Source organism: Wolbachia endosymbiont (group A) of Scambus nigricans (assembly GCF_947251485.1).
In the GTDB taxonomy this organism is placed as follows: Bacteria; Pseudomonadota; Alphaproteobacteria; order Rickettsiales; family Anaplasmataceae; genus Wolbachia; species Wolbachia pipientis.
Window position 1 is genome coordinate 832,595 of sequence record NZ_OX366356.1, and the last position, 17,596, is coordinate 850,190.

The window sequence follows — 17,596 nt, forward strand, 5'->3', positions numbered from 1 at the left end:
AATTATAATAATTGTACAATAATTAAAACATAAGTTTTTAAGTTAAGGTAGTGTCGTGGGTAATCAATTGGAAGAAGTATCTAGTACAATAAATATTCAAGCAGATTTAGAAGAGAACAGTATGGTTGATGGAATAGAAAAGCGGTCAAAAGAACAAGGTTTTTATGCAACACAGACCATACCAATTTATCAAGTTAATCAAAATATTACGTATTCATATTTAGCTACGCTCGATAGTCACTTAAAAACAGATGAGCATTGTGTACACGAAAGTAATATACATACTGACTTACTTAATTTTGCTTTTCATGGTTCCTTAGAGAAAGTTCAAGATCTATTAAACGAAGGAGCTAGTGTTGAGATAAAAGACAACAATGGTAACACGCCTTTGCATCTTGCTGCTTGCAGGGGCCACTTCGTAATCGTTGGAACCCTGTTAAAAAAAGGAGCTACTGTTGAGGTAATAAACAATGAAGAAGCTACTCCGCTGCATATCGCTGTTCAGATGGGTCACTTAAACGTAATTCAAGTTCTACTAGATAATGGTGCTGATGTTGATGTGCAAAAAGATAATGGTGACACTGCCTTACATATTGCTGCTAAAGCAGGCCACTTAGAAGTAGTTCAAGTTCTATTAGAAAAAGGGGCTAGTGTTGAGGCACGAAACAAAGAAGGATGCACTGCTCCTCATTCTGCTACTGAAATGGGTAAATTAAAAGTGGTTGAGTACTTTATAAGTGAAGAAAAAATCAATATTAACCAAGCAACCGATGATAATGACACTCCCTTGCATATTGCCGCTGAAATGTGTCACTTAGATGTAGTTCAATTTCTGTTAGAAAAAGGAGCCAGTGTTGAGGCACGAAACAACGAAGACTGTACTGCTTTGCATGTTGCTGCTCGAGAGGGCCACTTAGAAATAGTTAAAGCTCTATTGGGCCAAATCAATAATGCTGACATACGAAAGAATAGTTTCAAATGTGTATTGCATATTGCTGCTCGAGAGGGTCACTTAAAAATCGTTAAAGCTCTATTAGACAAAGGTGCTGATATTAATGCAACAAACTATGAAGGCGATACTGCTTTAAATGAAGCTGCTGGATGTAGTCATTTGGAAGTAGTTCAATTTCTGTTAGAAAAAGGAGCTAGTTTTGAAGCACGAAACAAAGAAGGATGCACTGTTTTGCATATTGCTTGTGAGGTGGGCTGTTTAGGCATAGTTAAAGCTCTGTTAGAAAAGGGATCTGATGTTAATGTAGTAAGCGAAAAAAATGGCGATACTCCATTACATGAATCTGCTAGAATGAATTGCTACGATATAGTTAAATATCTTGTAGAGGAAGAAAAGGCTACTATTGATGTAAAAAACTTGAGAGGTGAGACTCCTTCCGATTTGGCAGATTCTAATGGTTACAAAGATATAGTTAAGTATCTTAGTCTTCGAGTAAGGGAGTGTCCCAAAACCTCGGGAAGTCTGGCTGATGATAAAAATGTGATACAGTATCAAAAAGTGACAGAAAATAAACACCTAACTATACCTAATAGAGCAATAAAGACCATTTTCTGTGTAGCGATAATGACCATGTTGACAAGTGTGGCTATTGGATGTACTGATATTCATCTTAGTTTATCAATATCAGCTACTGCTGCATTGATTGTTGGGGCCATTGCTGGTGGCATTACATATGCAGTATTAAAGCCTAATAGTAGGCTAAATGAATGTGAAGTGAATAGGCAAAGCTTACCTCAAATGCCTAAGGACGAATGTTGCATGTCATATTAGTTCTTGCATTTTATGTCATGCGTGTGAAAATGGTGTGTAGTATTTTTAACCGAGGTGGAGTTATGGAATTGAATAAATTGCAGGAAGTATTAAATTCTGCTAACGCTGATGTTGGTTTCAGTAAGAGTAATGTAGTTAGTAAAATAGAAGAGAGATTAAAGCAAGTAGATCCAGGTACATTGTGCCAATTAAGTTTTGCTGTTTTAAAAAACAACAAACAAATGGTAGAAACCCTTATAAAAGGAGGAGCTGATGTTAACACAATTGATGCGTACAATCGTGATCCATTATATTATGCTATCTCACAAGGGAACACAAGAATGGTAGAGATCCTAATAAAAAATGGAGCAAGTGTTAATAAGAAGTATAATGACGGAAGCACTCCTCTACATCATGCTGTCTTGAGCCAAAAAATAAAAATAGTAGAGTATCTTATAAACAATGGAGCTGATGTTAATGCGTTAGATGAAAAACGGCGCACTCCATTATACTTAGCTGGACGAAGTACAAAAATGGTCTCGATTCTCATGAAGAAGGGGGCATTACCTTTACTGGAAAACAGAGATATTGAATTTTTAAAGGATCTAGCTAAACGCATTAAAGATGATGATACAGAGTATTTAAAGGAGGTAAAGGTAGAACAGAAGGAGGGGCGGGTAGATGATAAGTATAAGTCAATTAAATACTCGTTGCTGCTTAGTGATAACAGCTCTTTGACCTCTATTATTAAAAGGGAAAAATTCAAAAATTTAATATCTGATTGGTCTTTCAACGTACCTGATTTAAAAGATAACCAAAAAAATTTGAATAAGGCACTGTTAAATCTTCTTACAGACTTTCCATTTTGTGACATTACAAGGTTTAAGGACTTTTTACACGATAACAAAGGTGATGATCTAAAAGCTGTTCTCAATCTTCAAAGGGGAGAATCCAAATTGACAATACTACATGTAATACAAGGTATGGAGTATTTAGCAGTGGAAAAAGACATAGGTTGTGCAGTTAGTGCATTTATGACTTTACTTTTAAAATCTGGTGCTGATCCTAACATAGTTAACAGTGAAGGGCAAACACCTTTGCACTATGCTGCTTATTATAATACTTTAAATATACCTTTGCTTCTGAAAAAAGGAGCACGTGGTCAAACTGACAGACAAGGAAAAACTCCTCTAGACATTGTAATTATTAACAAAAAACCTTTTGAAGTGAATCTTTTAGAACAGATCTTTTTAACTCAGGAGCAATTGGAAGCAAAAAATGATTTAGAAGGTATTTGCGGTCATAGCTTTAACACTAATCGACTAAGAAAGTTTTTCAATCAGCACAAAGGAAATGAAGGTCTTAAAGAGATTCTCAATCTTCGTGATTGCGAAGGAAAGTCTCGAGTTTTTCAAAAGATTAGGGAGGCTTGTTATGGTAATGAAACTCATTTCAAAGAAGCAAAAAAGTTGCTGCTAGAAGCAGGAGCGATTGATTACGAAGAGTGGAAGGACAAAAAACGTTTGCCTAAGCTTAGAACTCTATGGGATGATTTAATATTAGATCAGTCGGAAAAGTTGGAAATATTTTTGGGTAGGGTAAATAAATCCAAAGATATAGATGAGTTAAAACGCGTTGTAAACGAAGCTATAGAACTTGGGGTAAGGCTGAACTTTCCTAACCAGGGTAGTATATACGGAAAGGTATATGAAAAGGAATATAGTTTTACAGATTTTGTGATAAGAAAGATTAGTGAATTAAGAAAGAGTTCCGAAGGTTCAAGGAATATAGAGGTTGCTAGTGGTATAGTATGTCAATTGATATCAAAAGGGGCAATTTTGTACAACATAAGCAGTATATATGTAATTGACGAACTGGAAGAGTTTGAAAGCCACAAAGCTAATATGAAAAACGCTTATGCAGATTATGAGAATCGCGCTTTAGATTTCATAACAATCGTTCAAAGCGCAACAAGTGGTAAGGTAAGAGACGTAAAAATCGACAACTCTACTCTCTGTCTTGAATATTCACAGGATAGTAAAGTAGATGTTGCAAAGATTACAAATGGAGCAAGGGGTTTAGGTATCACTCAGGAAGGTGTACAATACGGAAGAAATATAATAAAGATAGGTAAGAGTGAGGTAGAAATTATAACGGAAAACGCTATAAGGAATTATGTAGCCCTAGCAGATGGTAGTAATATAGTATTGACTTTCGATACTGGCTTGGGAGAGTTGGAAGTGAGATTATACCCTGATAAGCAAAATCTAATAAAGGTAGAAGTAGAAGATCAAGAAAAGTGGAAAAAATTACAGAATTGTGAGGAACGAATAGGGGAAAAATGTTTGCTTGGTGGGTGTTCAGTACGTGATGCTATTGAACGAGGTTTTTTTACTAGATCTGGAGGGTTGATTCGTTCTGAAACAATTAATCAATCTGATGCAACAAAAGTGGACTCTTGGACAAAGCGCGAAAAAATGAGAAAAGCTTCAAGTCTTGAAGAAACAGTAGGCCGTTTTCTATAATGAAGTGGGGGAGTGTTAAATAAACCATACGCGTCAAGTTAAGGAAAAGTGTAAGTAAAGTCGATAGAGTGGAGGAAAATAATAAGGTATAAATTCTCTTGGATATATGAATGAGAGAACTTACAATGGACAGAATAGCTTGCTTATCAAAAGACCTCAATGAATTCTTTAATGAAAAAGCAGACGAAATATCAATTGCAGTAGGTTTTATAAAAAGAAAGAGAAAACTTAATGGCTCATCATTCATAAAAGCTATGGTTTTTGGTAACATAGGAGTTGATGATTGCAGCATAGAAACAATGTGCCAATTGCTAAATGAAGACTCGATAGAAATTACAAAACAGGGTTTAGATTTTAGGTTTAGTGAAGAAGCAGTTGAGTTCATGAAAAAAATGTATAACGAAGCTTTGTGTTTATTAAAAAAAAGTCTACAGATTGATTGCAAAATTTTACAGCAATTTGGAAGCGTTAAATTATTGGATAGCAGCTACATTAGCCTGCCCAGTAGCATGGAAGATATGTACAAAGGATATGGCAGTAGCTATAGAGATTGTGAGAATAATACCAAATCAGGAATAAAGCTACAGTTAGTCTTTGATTACCTGAATCAAGCGCTAGATAAGTTAAATTTTATGGAAGGAATAAGGTCGGATCAAGGTTATAGGGATTATCTGAACGGTTTATCAGCCAATGATTTGCTAATATTTGACTTGGGCTACTTTGTGCCTAGTTCTTTTAAACAGATTGATGAAGCAGGTGCATATTTTGTTAGTCGTTATAAGTCTGATACCAATATATATGATATAGAAACAAATCAAAAAATAGAGCTATTGGAGTATTTAGAAGGTCAATTATCTTCAGAAAAAGAAGTATTATTAGGAAAGGAAGTAAAAATTAAGGTAAGAATTATATGTCAAAAGCTAACTGAAGAACAGTCTATGGCTAGAAGAAGAAAGGCTAATAAATTAGCAAAGTCACATGGATATACATCTTCTCAAAAGAATCAAAAGTTATTAGATTGGTCAATATTTATAACTAATGTTCCAGAGAGTAAAATTAATGCTGAACAAATATTGACGGTTTATAGAGTAAGATGGCAAATCGAATTACTATTTAAACTATATAAAAGTCATATCAATCTTAATAAACTAAAAGGAAAGACAAATCCATTTAGAGTATTGTGCGAGCTATACGCAAAATTATGTGCTATTCTCGTATTTCACGAAATGATTGGCTGTGTAAAACTAAAAAAGAACACGGAGCTCAGTTTAACAAAGGCATTTATTGAATTGAAAAGGCGGGTTAGAGAGCTCTTTTTGATATTAAACAATATTGTCAATAATTTAAAAATTTTTCTAAAAAAGCTTACTATAATCTGGTCAAAGTTTTCTTTGAAAGACAGATATAGGAAGACCAGGGTATCTACTTTAAGCTCTCTACATTCCTTAACTTGACGCGTATGGTTTATTTAACACTCCCCCACTGGACATTAGGTTTGGGACAAAAGGCTGAATAATGGGAGCTGTGTGAGTCGAGAGGGTGCGCCGTGGTACGCATTAAGAAATACTTAGCGGAGCTAAGCGGGGTTCAGAATAAATGGCCTCGAGGTGAACAACTAACTTTAACCCGAAAGGGAAGGAGGACAAGAGCATGTATGTAAAGCGAGAGTTATCTGAAGATGTGTAAGGTAACGGCTTGCAACACCTGATCAATATGGTTAAAGCTAAACTGCTTGAATTCTAATCTTCAGGGGTGGGATTTCACATCCATGGGTATCACATTTATAGCCTTTCTTATAATAGTCCGAATGCGATAAGATATGTGTTTATGGCTATAGCAGGCCAGTAGCATATTACGGTCTGTTCGGATTATTGTAAAAAGGGCTATAAAACCCCATGTCTACAGTAAGCACAAATTAAACTTTCGTTTGTGTGACATTCTGGCTGTAGAACGATAAGTAGTGAACTTATTTAAGAGCGTCGAACAAGAAAAAAATCTTGTTAAACCGGAAAGAAACTATTTCTTCACTTCCATAGCAATTTTTATATATAATTTATCAAGAAGTACTTCTGCAGTTATAACCGACTGATCAATGGTGCTTAAGTGCCCGTTTAGGAGCGTGGTTTTGGAGGAACGGTTAAACCACTGATGGAGTCTATTATGACTACCTCGATTAGAAGATTGTATAATCTAACCGTCCCAAGCTTAAGTGCTTCTCCATTATAAGTTATAGTAGGATAATTACCATGATAAAGGCAAAAAGTAAACCAGAAATAGTGAATCCTGATACAGCAGGAATTGATATCGGCTCAGCTGTACATTATGTATGTGTACCTGAAGGAAGAGGTGAACAACGTGTCAAAAAATTTGGATGCTTTACAGTTGATCTTCATAACTTAGCAGGGTGGTTAAAGAAATGTAAAGTTAGAACAGTAGATATGGAATCAACAGGAGTATATTGGATTCCTTTGTTTCAAATACTTGAGTCATATAGATTTGAGGTAAAATTGGTAAATGCACGATATATTCAGAACGTGCCTGGTAGAAAATCCGAAGTTCAAGACTGTCAATGGTTACAACAATTACACAGCTATGGATTACTCCATGGGTCGTTTAGACCTGATGATCAAATGTGTGTGTTGCGTAATTACGTTAGGCAACGTAGCAACCTGATTGAAAGTGCATCCACACATATTCTACGTATGCAAAAAGCGTTAATTCAAATGAACGTTCAATTACACAAAGTCATAAGTGATATTACTGGAGTGACCGGTATGCAAATTATCAAAGCAATAATTGAAGGTGAAAGGAATCCTGAAACATTATCAGAATTGAGAGATGTACGGATAAGAAATGATAGATCTACCATGGCAAAAGCGCTAAAAGGCGACTACAGAAAGGAACTCTTATTTGTGTTAAAGCAAGAATTTGAATTGTATAATATTTATCAGGAAAAAATAGCAGAATGCGACAAAAGCATCGAACAATATTACAAAACATTTGAAACAAAATCTGACGAGAATAAGCGATGCAGCAAAATAAAGAATAGGTTTTCAAAAAACAGACCAGACTTTCCTTTACACGAAGAACTGTATAGAGTAACCGGTATTGATTTTACTAAAGTTCCTGGGCTTGATGTGCTAACTATACAAACAATTATCTCAGAAGTTGGTTTGAACCACGATAAATGGCCATCAGAGAAGCACTTTACTTCTTGGTTGGGGCTAAGTCCTGCTAATAAAGTTACAGGGGAAAAAGTATTTGGGACGAGAACTCGCAAAGTTATTGCTCGTGCTGCAAATGCTTTTAGGATGGCTGCCCAGTGTGTGTCAAGAAGCAACAGTGGGATTGGTGCATATTGCAGAAGGTTAAAAAAACGACTAGGAGCACCGAAAGCGATTACCGCTACGGCTAGGAAATTGGCGTGCATTTTTTATAGTATGCTAAAGTATGGACAGGAATATGTAGAGAAGGGCATTGATTACTATGAAAAGTTATATAAGGAAAAAATAGTGAAGACTCTAAGCAAGAAAGCTAGTGAATTTGGTTATGTCTTGATTAAAAAAGAGCTACTAGCAGAAAGAGTTTCTTAGAAGATTAGCCTCTCACACCCAAAATAGGTATTTTTGAAGTTTTTTATAGCTACTAAATTCATGAATTCATTTGCCGGGGTTTTTAGGCGCTTTATGATGGGGATATAAAAAGATGTACAAAAGGACGTCTAAGGTGCGTAGTAGCATTCTAGGATCATCTATGAAGGTAGTTTTTTGCCAACTCTTGAAATTCAGCTAAATTTACCACTTTAATAGACCTCAGCATAAAAGAGTTGAATATTTCTTCAGAATTGTGTATAATTATTAATGCTTTTTAGGTATTCTTGCTATGGCTCTTTCTAAGTTTCTCAATCCAAAATTAGACTTAACCTTCAAAAAGGTCTTTGGTACCGAAAGAAATAAAAACATTCTTATTCACTTCCTCAATGATATCTTAGGATTTACCGGGATAGATACTATACAAGAAGTTGAGTTTCTTAGCACCTATATGGATCCTGAAGTCGCCTCTGATAAACAAAGCATTGTTGACGTCCTTTGCAAGGATTCTAGTGGGTTCAGATACGTGATTGAGATGCGGCTCGCTCGTGATAGAGGCTTTGAGAAACGCGCTCAGCTATATGCTGCTAAAGCTTATTCAAGGCAGGTTGGAAAAGGTGGCGAGTACATCGATTTAAAAACAGTATTCTTTATTGCTATTTCCGATAATACGCTATTTCCTGAGGAGGTTGAGTATATTTCCACTCATAATATACGAGATATAAAAACCAACGGACATTACTTAAAAGATTTTCAGTTTGTCTTTATTGAGTTGCCTAAATTCGCAAAAAACAAAGTAGAGCAGCTAGAAAGTACAATAGAGCGCTGGTGCTTTTTTTTCAAGTATGCAGAAGATACTACAGATGAAGACCTAAAAGATATTGCAGAAAAATCGCCAATAATAAAGCTAGCATACGATGAGTTAGACAAGTTTCGCTGGAATGAGAAAGATCTGATAGCGTACAAAGAAAGGATAATGGATCTGCGGAAAGAAGAAGGCATCCTCGCTCAAAAACTTGATGATGCTAGAGAAGAAGGTAGAGAAGAAGGCATCCAAATCGGGCATGAAAAGGGCAGGGAGAAAGGGAAAGAGGAAGGCAGAAAAGAAGAAAAAATTGAAGTCGCAAAAAACCTACTTAAGGCTGGTGTTTCCATTGATATCACCTCCCAAATAACCGGCCTTCCTCAATATACTCTTTTATGAAAAAATATTTTACTCTTTTTGACTGGCCAGGGCTTTTTTTAAAATGTCTCTTTCTCTTGTTACTCTTGCTTTGTAAATCAAATCTCTCTTTGTCATAAGGTGCTACATCTGGAAATGCATTTGCCGCTGACTTTTTTTCGTTATATTTCTTCATCCATTTTCCTAATACACTATCCCTTATTCCTAGATCTCTTGCTACTTTTGCAACTGGTTGACCTACCTTTCTTTGTTCATTTGTCAGCTTAACAGCTTCCAATTTGAATTCTGCCGTATATTCTCTTGCCATTTCTAATCCTCCAAAATTTTATTTTACCCGAAAAAACTCCTTTCTTTCTCTCCACTTTTTCTGGGTAAGGTCAAGAAGCCTATTGTCTAATTATGTACCTAAATTTTATTACGGCACTTTCACTACTACTTTAACGAGTGAGCTACCTTTCTATAAAAGACCTATCGACTGTTGCAATTATAGGCGTAAACAAGAATGACAAAAGAGTACGAGATTGAGTAACTATGTACACTTCTGCTGGCATACCAGGGTATAAGTATACGTTTTTAAACTGAGCAAGCTCTGGTTTTGGTATCACTACACGTACTGAATAATAACGCCCTAGCCTTGGATCATCAAGGGCATCGGGAGAAATATTGCTTACTATACCATTAATTAAACTTAAACGACGTGCACTGTAAGCACTTAAACGAACTTTAACCTTTAGCCCTTCTAGCCCATCAATAGAGACTATGTTGCTATCTTTCTTTTGTGCTGACAGTATCTCTTCTATGTTTCTGGTCTGAATTTTAGCATCTATTATTAGGTCATCATCCGATGGCACTACGCTCATGATCGGAACTCCAGATTGTATAACACCACCTTCAGTATGGTATCTTATATCTGTGACTATCCCATCTTGAGGCGATTTAATTATTGTACGTGCTAATGAATCTTCAGCAACCATCAGTCTCTCTTTCAAGTCTGCAATAGACGTACTAACTTCCTTAAGTTCAGCGTTTGCTCTTTCTTGAGAATCATTTCTCACGTTTATAATTTCTAATTCGTTCTCTCCAATTTTTTGCTGCACTTGAGATATTGCAGAACGGTAATGTCCAACTCTGCCTTCAATTTCAGCAAACTGCTTTTCTAAAGCTAAAATGTGTGGTTTGCTTATATGGCCACTATCAAGTAATTGTCTTTTTGTTTCCAACTCCTCAGTTATCAAGTCATATTGCTTATGAGCTGCATTTAGTTGAAAGTTTAGCCCCGCTAATTCATCATTTAACTGCTTTATACGTTGTTGCAGTATGTCTGTTTTTCCCAACATGCTCTTTCTCTGAGAGTTGAACAACTTTACTTGATTCTTTATCACTTTATTTACAAGTTCATCGTGAGATAATTTTTTAACCTCATCAGGAAACTCGAGCGTGTCCAAATCTACTCTGATTGCAAGAAGCCTTGCTTCTGTTGCTAAAAATGATAAGAGCTTCTCTTTGATGATACTTAAATTCGCCTTCTCGTTAACATCACTCAACAAAACTAGAGGCTCATCTTTTTTAACTGCTTGACCCTCTTTTACTAAAATTTTGCTTATTATTCCTCCGCCCAAGTGTTGAACTATTTTTCTATTTGAAGATACAATAACTTCTCCACTTGCATGCACCGCACCGTCAATTGGAGCTATAGCCGACCAAATACCACCTATCCCAAAAAAGATGAGTATTACTACCAGACCAAAAAATAGTGGTCCCCATGTTACTTTCAGGACTTCATTTACGTTATTACTTTCGCGTTTTAAAATAAAATTTATCACTGCATCAATCAATGCAAACGTCTTATCCAAAAATTTTGGGTACTTCTTCTTTTTATTTTTTGCTCCTTGCATATTTATATTATCACCATGGCCAATCAAGCCTGTCAAAGAAAATCCAGCGCTAAGCTTTTTTAACTTACTTATCATAATACTACTGTGAATTTGTGTTAACTCAAGATAACACACAAAAACAAAGAATCTATAATTTAAGCATTCCATTTAGACTGTAGAGCACCAGAATAAACTATTTAGTAACAATTCCTGCATCAACTATGTTTTTAAAATTTTTTGACGTTTAACTTTATTATAACTTTTTCTTTACTTTGTGAATATCTGAGTTACTTATATTATGTAAGAAATCTATTGCCAACTAGTCAATATTCTGTTAGGAATTAAGATAATATAAAGTTATTATGCTTAAATTGGAAAGCAGAAAGTTCCTGATTACTGGAGCATCAGGCGGAATAGGGCAAGCAATTGTAAAAATTATGCACAAAGCCGGAGCAACTTTATGTATTTCTGGCACAAAAAAAGAAGTGCTCGAAGAAGTTGCTAAACAATATGAAAAAAACATGCATGTACTCCCTTGTGATTTATCAGATGCTGAGGAAGTAAATCAACTAATAAATAGAGCAAGTGAGCTGATGGAAGGCTTTGACGGGCTCGTATGCAATGCGGGTATTACGCGAGACAGTTTATTATTGAGAATGACAGATGAAGCATGGCAAAAAGTAATTGATATTAACTTGAGCTCTACATTTAAGCTGAGTAGAGAAGCATGCAGAAAACTAATTAAGAATAATTGGGGAAGAATTATAAATATTTCCTCAATAATAGGGCTGACAGGAAACGCCGGGCAAGCAAATTATGCGGCGTCTAAAGCTGGAATAATAGCTATGAGCAAATCCGTAGCAAAAGAAGTTGCAAGTCGTAATATAACAGTAAATTGTATTGCTCCTGGGTTTATAGATACTAAAATGACTGAAGTTTTAAATGAAGGACAAAAGGGAAAAATATTAGATAATATTCCAATGAAAAGAATGGGAACAGGGGAAGAAATAGCAGCAGGGGTCTTGTTTTTAGCAAGTGATGAAGCAAAATATATAACAGGGCATGTGCTCAATATTAATGGTGGGTTATTTATGTAGCAACACTTATGTATGGACAAATTATAATTTTTACTTTAAAATAAAAAATGTGTAGGTTTAGGTTAATTTATTACTTAGAGGCAAAAAAATGAGCTCTATAATGGAATTTTTTAGTGTTTTTTGCGTAGTATTGCTTTTCTCTTTCTCAGGTTATGCAGCTGACCCTGATATGGATGACACAACTAAAGTAATATGCAATATTATTGGTTATGTTTGGGGGATAGGCGGTCCACTTATGACGGTAGTAATAATTGGTGCAGCTTTGCTTGCAATATTTGGCAGGATGCCGTGGCCAGCCCTCTTTGCTCTTGGCATGTTCTGTGGTGTATTTTTTGGCGCTAAAACTATCATAACGAAAATTATGCCCAACGTAAGCGATGAAGCAAAAACTATGTTGGAAAAGTGTGGACAAAAATAATCCAAAAAGTGCAGAAATGCTTTTTTGTTACCCATTAAATTGCTTCATATCTTCAATTTGCAACAAGTAAGGGCTATTCTTTGGTAGAGTTTTAACAGCTAACTCAGCGTATTTCATAAATTGCTTTGAATTACCTTCAATACAAGCCTTTTTTGTCAAAGCAAAATAATGCATTGCCGTATCAGCGTCACATTTATATGCAATGCTTAAATATTTCCAGACAAAAGCGTTATTTGGTTCTACATTCAAAATCTGCTCCAGGTAAAAAATCGCCTTTTTTGCATCACCGTGTAATAATAAAGTATGAGATAATGCAAGTTTCACTAAATAACTGTTTTTCTCAGATAAATACCTAAGCGATTCTTCATACATTTTTATTGCTTCACTTAAGTTTCCAGCTTTGTATAGCATTTCTGCTTTTAATTCATATAGGTATGGGTCATTGCGTGACTCTTGAATCAATGAATTCATTTTAGCAATAGCCTCTTCTATCTTTCCTTGCCTATAGCAAACTATAGCATTTACATACTCAGAATTATTTTCATATTTATTAGATAACACATGAATAGGAGCAAAGAAAGAGTCTAGCTTTGCAACCACACGCTCAAACTTTAGTAACTTATCAGCAAAAATTGGTTTTACGTTGTTTTTGACCTTATAATTTTGTACAGCAAATATGCGTTTCTCACTAAGTGGGTGAGTGCGGAAATATTCCTCGGTGTTCTCATGCTCAATACTTTTAAAATAATCAAAAATCTCTTTCATACCTGAATTATCATAGCTAGATTCATCAAGGTACCTTAAAGCATAGCTATCTGCTACACTTTCTTGCTCTTGAGAATAGTTATAGCCTTTCTTATAATAGTCCGAATGCGATAAGATATGTGTTTATGGCTATAGCAGGCCAGTAGCATATTACGGTCTGTTCGGATTATTGTAAAAAGAGCTATAAAAAATAGCCTTGAACTGAATGCTACACCACTAAGCAAAATTGCACCAGCAACCTGAGGGTTAATGATAATACTAGAAACTAATCCTACCATATAACTAATCATTGCTATCGATTGAAAATAACCCATAGCACTACTCATCTGCAATATATGACCAGCAGATATGTGAGCAATCTCGTGTGCTAATATACCAAGCAAGACATAAGGTTTAGCCGAATATCGTAAAAGCCCTAAATGAATGAAGATACTATTATTGTTAATTACAAAAGCATTAATCGAATTGTCATTAATTATAAAAACTTTTATTTGCTCATGATCAACATCCGCAGCAGAAAATAAAGGTTGCGCTAGCTCTTTCACTATTGCTTCCACTTCACTATCTCTAATAATGTTAATAGAGTAGGCATTATTATAATATGCAAAAAAGAACAATAAGGTCAAAAACTTAGCAATTCTAAACATGAAAATTCTGTGCTTGTATAATTTATAGGAATTCTATATTTTAACACTTAAATTATACAAATTTATAAACGCTAGTTTAATTTTTTAACGTAACTGATAAGTTTGTCGATGGTAGTTAACTTAATTTTATGTTGTTCAGCAAATTTAAGCAACTGAGGTAAGCGCATCATAGAGCCATCATCATTCACTAATTCACACCCTACAGCTGCATGATTAAGACCAACCAACTTTGCTATTTCAACACTTGCTTCAGTGTGACCATTGCGTGCTAAAACCCCGCCTTTATTTGCAATAATAGGGAAAACATGCCCTGGAGTAATAATATCGTCCTTAGTACTCTTTTCATCAATGGCAGTAAGTATCGTATGCGTTCTATCATGAGCAGAAACACCTGTTGTAATGCCATAACGCGCATCAATTGACGTAGTAAATGCAGTATGAGGAGTAAGCTTTTCATCTACATTGCTCTTCCTCATAAACTCAAGATTTAGTTTACTCATATGAAGCTTTGTCATAGCTAAAAATACAATACCAGTACCGTATCTAACCATAAAAGCCATATGTTCTGGTTTTACTTTTTCAGCTAAGACAACCAAATCACCTTCATTCTCTCTACTTTCATCATCAACTAAAATGAATAATTTACCGGAACGAGCATCCTCTAATACATCTTCCACAGAAGAAATACCTGGTAGACTCATTGAAGCATAAGTTGCCTGTACCATAATAATTTACTTAAATTCAATCTTAACTATTTTATACAATTTCTCTCCATTTGGCACTGTCACTTCCACATATTCACCGACTTTTTTGCCGATTAAGGCACTCCCAAGTGGTGAACTAGTAGATATTAACTGCTTTGAAACATCAGCTTCATATTCGCCTACAACCTTATAAACATATTCCACTTCACCGTTATTATCACTTAACATGCTTAATGTCACAGTTGCACCAAACATTACTGAATCACCAGACAAATTTTTTACTTCTATTACTTCCGCATGTGAGAGCTTACTTTCTATCTCCATTATACGGCCTTCAATAAAACCTAACCTTTCCCGTGCTGCATGATACTCTGCGTTTTCAGACAAATCACCTTGATCACGAGCATCAGAAATAGCCTGTATCACAGAAGGTTTTTCTTCCTTTAATTTTTCAAGTTCGGCTTGCATATTCTCAAAACCTTCCCTCGTCATAGGAAATTTATTAATAATGGATGAAGCCATAATCACCACCTAAACGCAATTAAATTGAGTAACGAAATTACTCACAATGTTAAAAATATCACCTTTTATATCATCACTCATGTCATTTGACAACTTTTTTAAAACCCCAGGGTGTACAGTATGAAAATAATTAATAAGATCATGTTCAAATTTATTAATGTAACTTATTTGTATTTTACTTAACTGATTATATAGGTTAGAAAAAATATACATCAGCACTACTTGCTCTTCTATTGACATAGGTAAATGTTGTTTTTGCTTTAATAACTCGACAAGATATTTACCCTTATTCAAGGATAATTGAACACTAGCATCAAGATCAGAACCAAATTTTGCAAAATCTTCTAATTCTCTATACTGAGCTAAGCTTAGCTTTATAGAACCAGCAACTTTCTTCACAGACTTTAGTTGTGCAGCAGAACCAACCCGTGAAACTGACAAACCTATATTTACTGCAGGTCGAAATCCTTTATAAAATAATTCAGACTCAAGAAAGATCTGCCCATCGGTAATTGAAATAACATTTGTTGGCACATATGCAGATACATCACCAGCTTGAGTTTCGACAATTGGCAAAGCAGTTAAAGAACCCTGCCCTTTTTTATCAGACATTTTAGCAGCTCTTTCAAGCAAGCGAGAATGTACATAGAATATATCTCCAGGGTAAGCTTCACGACCAGGAGGACGTCTGAGCAATAAAGACATCTGCCTATATGCCACAGCATGCTTAGATAAATCATCATATATAATCAAACAATGCATTCCATTGTCACGGAAAAATTCCCCAATAGTGCAACCAGCATAAGGTGCTAAAAATTGCATAGGCGCGCAGTCAGATGCACTAGCCACAACTACAGTTGTATACTCTAATGCTCCGCTTTCTTTCAGCTTATTTACCACTTTTGCTACTGTTGAAATTTTTTGCCCAATAGCAACATAAACACAGTAAACCTTTTGATTTTCGTTTACCTCATCGTTAATCTTCTTCTGATTGATAATAGTATCAAGCGCAATAGTAGTTTTACCAATTTGTCTATCACCAATAATTAATTCACGCTGCCCTCTACCTATTGGAATTAGCAAATCTATAATTTTAATTCCTGTTTGCAGCGGCTCATGCACAGACTTACGATCAATAATGCCTGGCGCTTTAGATTCTATATCCATTCTGTTTTTGGCTCTAATTTCCCCACCGTCGTCCATAGGATGGCCCAACGCATTTACAACTCTCCCTAACAATTCATGCCCTACAGGCACCTGCACAACATCACCACTACATTTTACAACGTCCCCTTCTTTCACATCACGGTCATTACCAAGCACAACTATTCCAGCCGTATCATGATCTAAATCGAGAACTATTCCTTCTACACCACTTGCAAAAAATACCTTTTCACCGAATTTTGCTTTTTCCAGCCCATAAACCAATGCGATACCATCTGTTACTGAAATTACTTCACCTATATTTTCCCGCTTTATAGGATTATCAAACGTCTCAACCTTTTCTCTTATTATACTTGCTATCTCAGAAACATTCATACTGTTCTTCATACAAAATTCCTTACTTTTAATATTTCCATTTTACTTAAGTCAACTAACCTATCCAAGTAACTTTTTAGCGAAGCATCGATCAAATTAAAACCATACCTAACTACGAAGCCACCTAGTATAGAAGGGTCAACCACATTGCTTACTTTTATTATTTTACCAAGAAAGCTCAAAGATTCAGTAATTATTTTTATATCAGATTCCTTTAAAGTTTCTGCTGACTTTATAGTAATTTCGAATTCATTTTCATTTTCTCTTGCAAGACTTAAGAATTTTTCTAATATAAGGATCAATAAACTAGAGCGTTTATTTGCAAATATAACCATAATAAATTTTACTAAATTCTCACTCAAGTGCTCATTTATAGAAAGCATCACTTCTTTTTTGTGTGCAAAAGAAATCATAGGATGAGATAGGTACACAAAAACATCACGTTGATCCTTAAAAAAAGCCAACAAAAATTCTACTTCTTTCCTTATAATGCCTAACCTGCTTCCTGAGACATGAAATAGCACTCTAGCGTAAGATGAAACTAAATTATTGTATTGGGTCTTTTTCATATTAAATCCAGTAAATCTAAATTAATTCAGCTACAAATCTTTCATTCTTCAATCCAAGCATTTTTTATATAAACAGGTCTTCTCTTTAAGGAAAGAAAATATAAATCATATCTGACTGAATAATCTAAAAAACTAAGGTTTTTACTTAAGAAATACTTAGAAGAATTTATAATAGACTGACATTGAAGATGAGATATCGGTATTTCTTTTCCAAGTAAACTTGTTTTAACTTCTATAAAAATCAGCTCCTTTTTTTTAGATACAATTAAGTCAATTTCACCGAACTTACAACGGTGACGGCGTTTTATAACATTATACCATTTCAGTTTTAAATATACTAAAACTAATAACTCGCCAAAGTAACCTACAAAGTAGCGTAACCTACTTACCACAAGAAGAAC

The 17,596-nt window shown here is 35.0% G+C and carries 13 protein-coding genes and 3 pseudogenes; 7 read left to right on the forward strand and 9 right to left on the reverse strand.

What is annotated here, in order from left to right; genetic code table 11:
• The first annotated feature begins 55 nt into the window (after window positions 1-55).
• From OPR46_RS04735 to OPR46_RS04755, 5 genes are all read left to right on the forward strand, one after another.
• A complete protein-coding gene (locus OPR46_RS04735; RefSeq protein WP_265043025.1) occupies window positions 56-1,783 on the forward strand; it encodes an ankyrin repeat domain-containing protein in 1,728 nt (575 codons plus the stop codon).
• Entirely contained in the window at window positions 1,765-4,287 is a 2,523-nt protein-coding gene (locus OPR46_RS04740; RefSeq protein WP_265043027.1) for an ankyrin repeat domain-containing protein, read from the forward strand. The genes OPR46_RS04735 and OPR46_RS04740 overlap by 19 nt, the downstream gene beginning before the upstream one ends.
• A gap of 125 nt (window positions 4,288-4,412) precedes the next feature.
• Entirely contained in the window at window positions 4,413-5,741 is a 1,329-nt protein-coding gene (locus OPR46_RS04745) for an IS4-like element ISWosp9 family transposase (protein ID WP_265043029.1), read from the forward strand.
• A gap of 792 nt (window positions 5,742-6,533) precedes the next feature.
• Window positions 6,534-7,880: an IS110 family RNA-guided transposase gene (locus OPR46_RS04750; protein WP_265043032.1), complete on the forward strand. Its 1,347-nt coding sequence runs from the start codon at window positions 6,534-6,536 to the stop codon at window positions 7,878-7,880.
• Window positions 7,881-8,169: 289 nt separating this feature from the next.
• On the forward strand, window positions 8,170-9,081 hold the full coding sequence (locus OPR46_RS04755) for an Rpn family recombination-promoting nuclease/putative transposase (RefSeq protein WP_265043035.1): 912 nt from the start codon (window positions 8,170-8,172) through the stop codon (window positions 9,079-9,081).
• Here OPR46_RS04755 and OPR46_RS04760 read toward each other — a convergent pair.
• Window positions 9,068-9,367, reverse strand: a pseudogene (locus OPR46_RS04760) (transposase); the annotation flags it as partial. The gene OPR46_RS04755 and the pseudogene OPR46_RS04760 overlap by 14 nt on opposite strands.
• Before the next feature lie 142 nt (window positions 9,368-9,509).
• Window positions 9,510-11,030, reverse strand: a complete 1,521-nt coding sequence (locus OPR46_RS04765) for an HlyD family type I secretion periplasmic adaptor subunit (protein ID WP_265043041.1) — start codon at window positions 11,028-11,030, stop codon at window positions 9,510-9,512.
• Between the two features lie 266 nt (window positions 11,031-11,296).
• On the opposite strand from OPR46_RS04765, the gene fabG reads away from it, so the two are divergent.
• Window positions 11,297-12,031, forward strand: coding sequence for a 3-oxoacyl-[acyl-carrier-protein] reductase (gene fabG / locus OPR46_RS04770; protein WP_265043043.1), 735 nt, complete (start codon window positions 11,297-11,299; stop codon window positions 12,029-12,031).
• An 88-nt stretch (window positions 12,032-12,119) separates the two neighbouring features.
• Complete coding sequence (locus tag OPR46_RS04775; protein WP_155968336.1) at window positions 12,120-12,449, forward strand: TrbC/VirB2 family protein; 330 nt, start codon at window positions 12,120-12,122, stop codon at window positions 12,447-12,449.
• A gap of 27 nt (window positions 12,450-12,476) precedes the next feature.
• Here the strand turns inward: OPR46_RS04775 and OPR46_RS04780 are convergent.
• The 7 genes and pseudogenes from OPR46_RS04780 to OPR46_RS04810 form a co-directional block, all read right to left on the reverse strand.
• Window positions 12,477-13,295: pseudogene (locus OPR46_RS04780) on the reverse strand (tetratricopeptide repeat protein); the annotation flags it as partial.
• A gap of 104 nt (window positions 13,296-13,399) precedes the next feature.
• Window positions 13,400-13,861: pseudogene (locus OPR46_RS04785) on the reverse strand (M48 family metalloprotease); the annotation flags it as partial.
• A 71-nt stretch (window positions 13,862-13,932) separates the two neighbouring features.
• Entirely contained in the window at window positions 13,933-14,586 is a 654-nt protein-coding gene (gene ribB / locus OPR46_RS04790) for a 3,4-dihydroxy-2-butanone-4-phosphate synthase (RefSeq protein WP_265043045.1), read from the reverse strand.
• A 6-nt stretch (window positions 14,587-14,592) separates the two neighbouring features.
• Window positions 14,593-15,087, reverse strand: a complete 495-nt coding sequence (gene greA / locus OPR46_RS04795; RefSeq protein ID WP_007549342.1) for a transcription elongation factor GreA — start codon at window positions 15,085-15,087, stop codon at window positions 14,593-14,595.
• A gap of 9 nt (window positions 15,088-15,096) precedes the next feature.
• On the reverse strand, window positions 15,097-16,638 hold the full coding sequence (atpA, locus tag OPR46_RS04800; RefSeq protein WP_012673176.1) for a F0F1 ATP synthase subunit alpha: 1,542 nt from the start codon (window positions 16,636-16,638) through the stop codon (window positions 15,097-15,099).
• Window positions 16,635-17,195, reverse strand: a complete 561-nt coding sequence (atpH, locus tag OPR46_RS04805) for an ATP synthase F1 subunit delta (protein ID WP_010962742.1) — start codon at window positions 17,193-17,195, stop codon at window positions 16,635-16,637. The genes atpA and atpH overlap by 4 nt, the downstream gene beginning before the upstream one ends.
• A gap of 41 nt (window positions 17,196-17,236) precedes the next feature.
• Window positions 17,237-17,587 (reverse strand): YraN family protein, encoded by a 351-nt coding sequence (locus OPR46_RS04810; RefSeq protein WP_265043047.1) that lies wholly within the window; start codon window positions 17,585-17,587, stop codon window positions 17,237-17,239.
• Window positions 17,588-17,596: the final 9 nt, after the last annotated feature.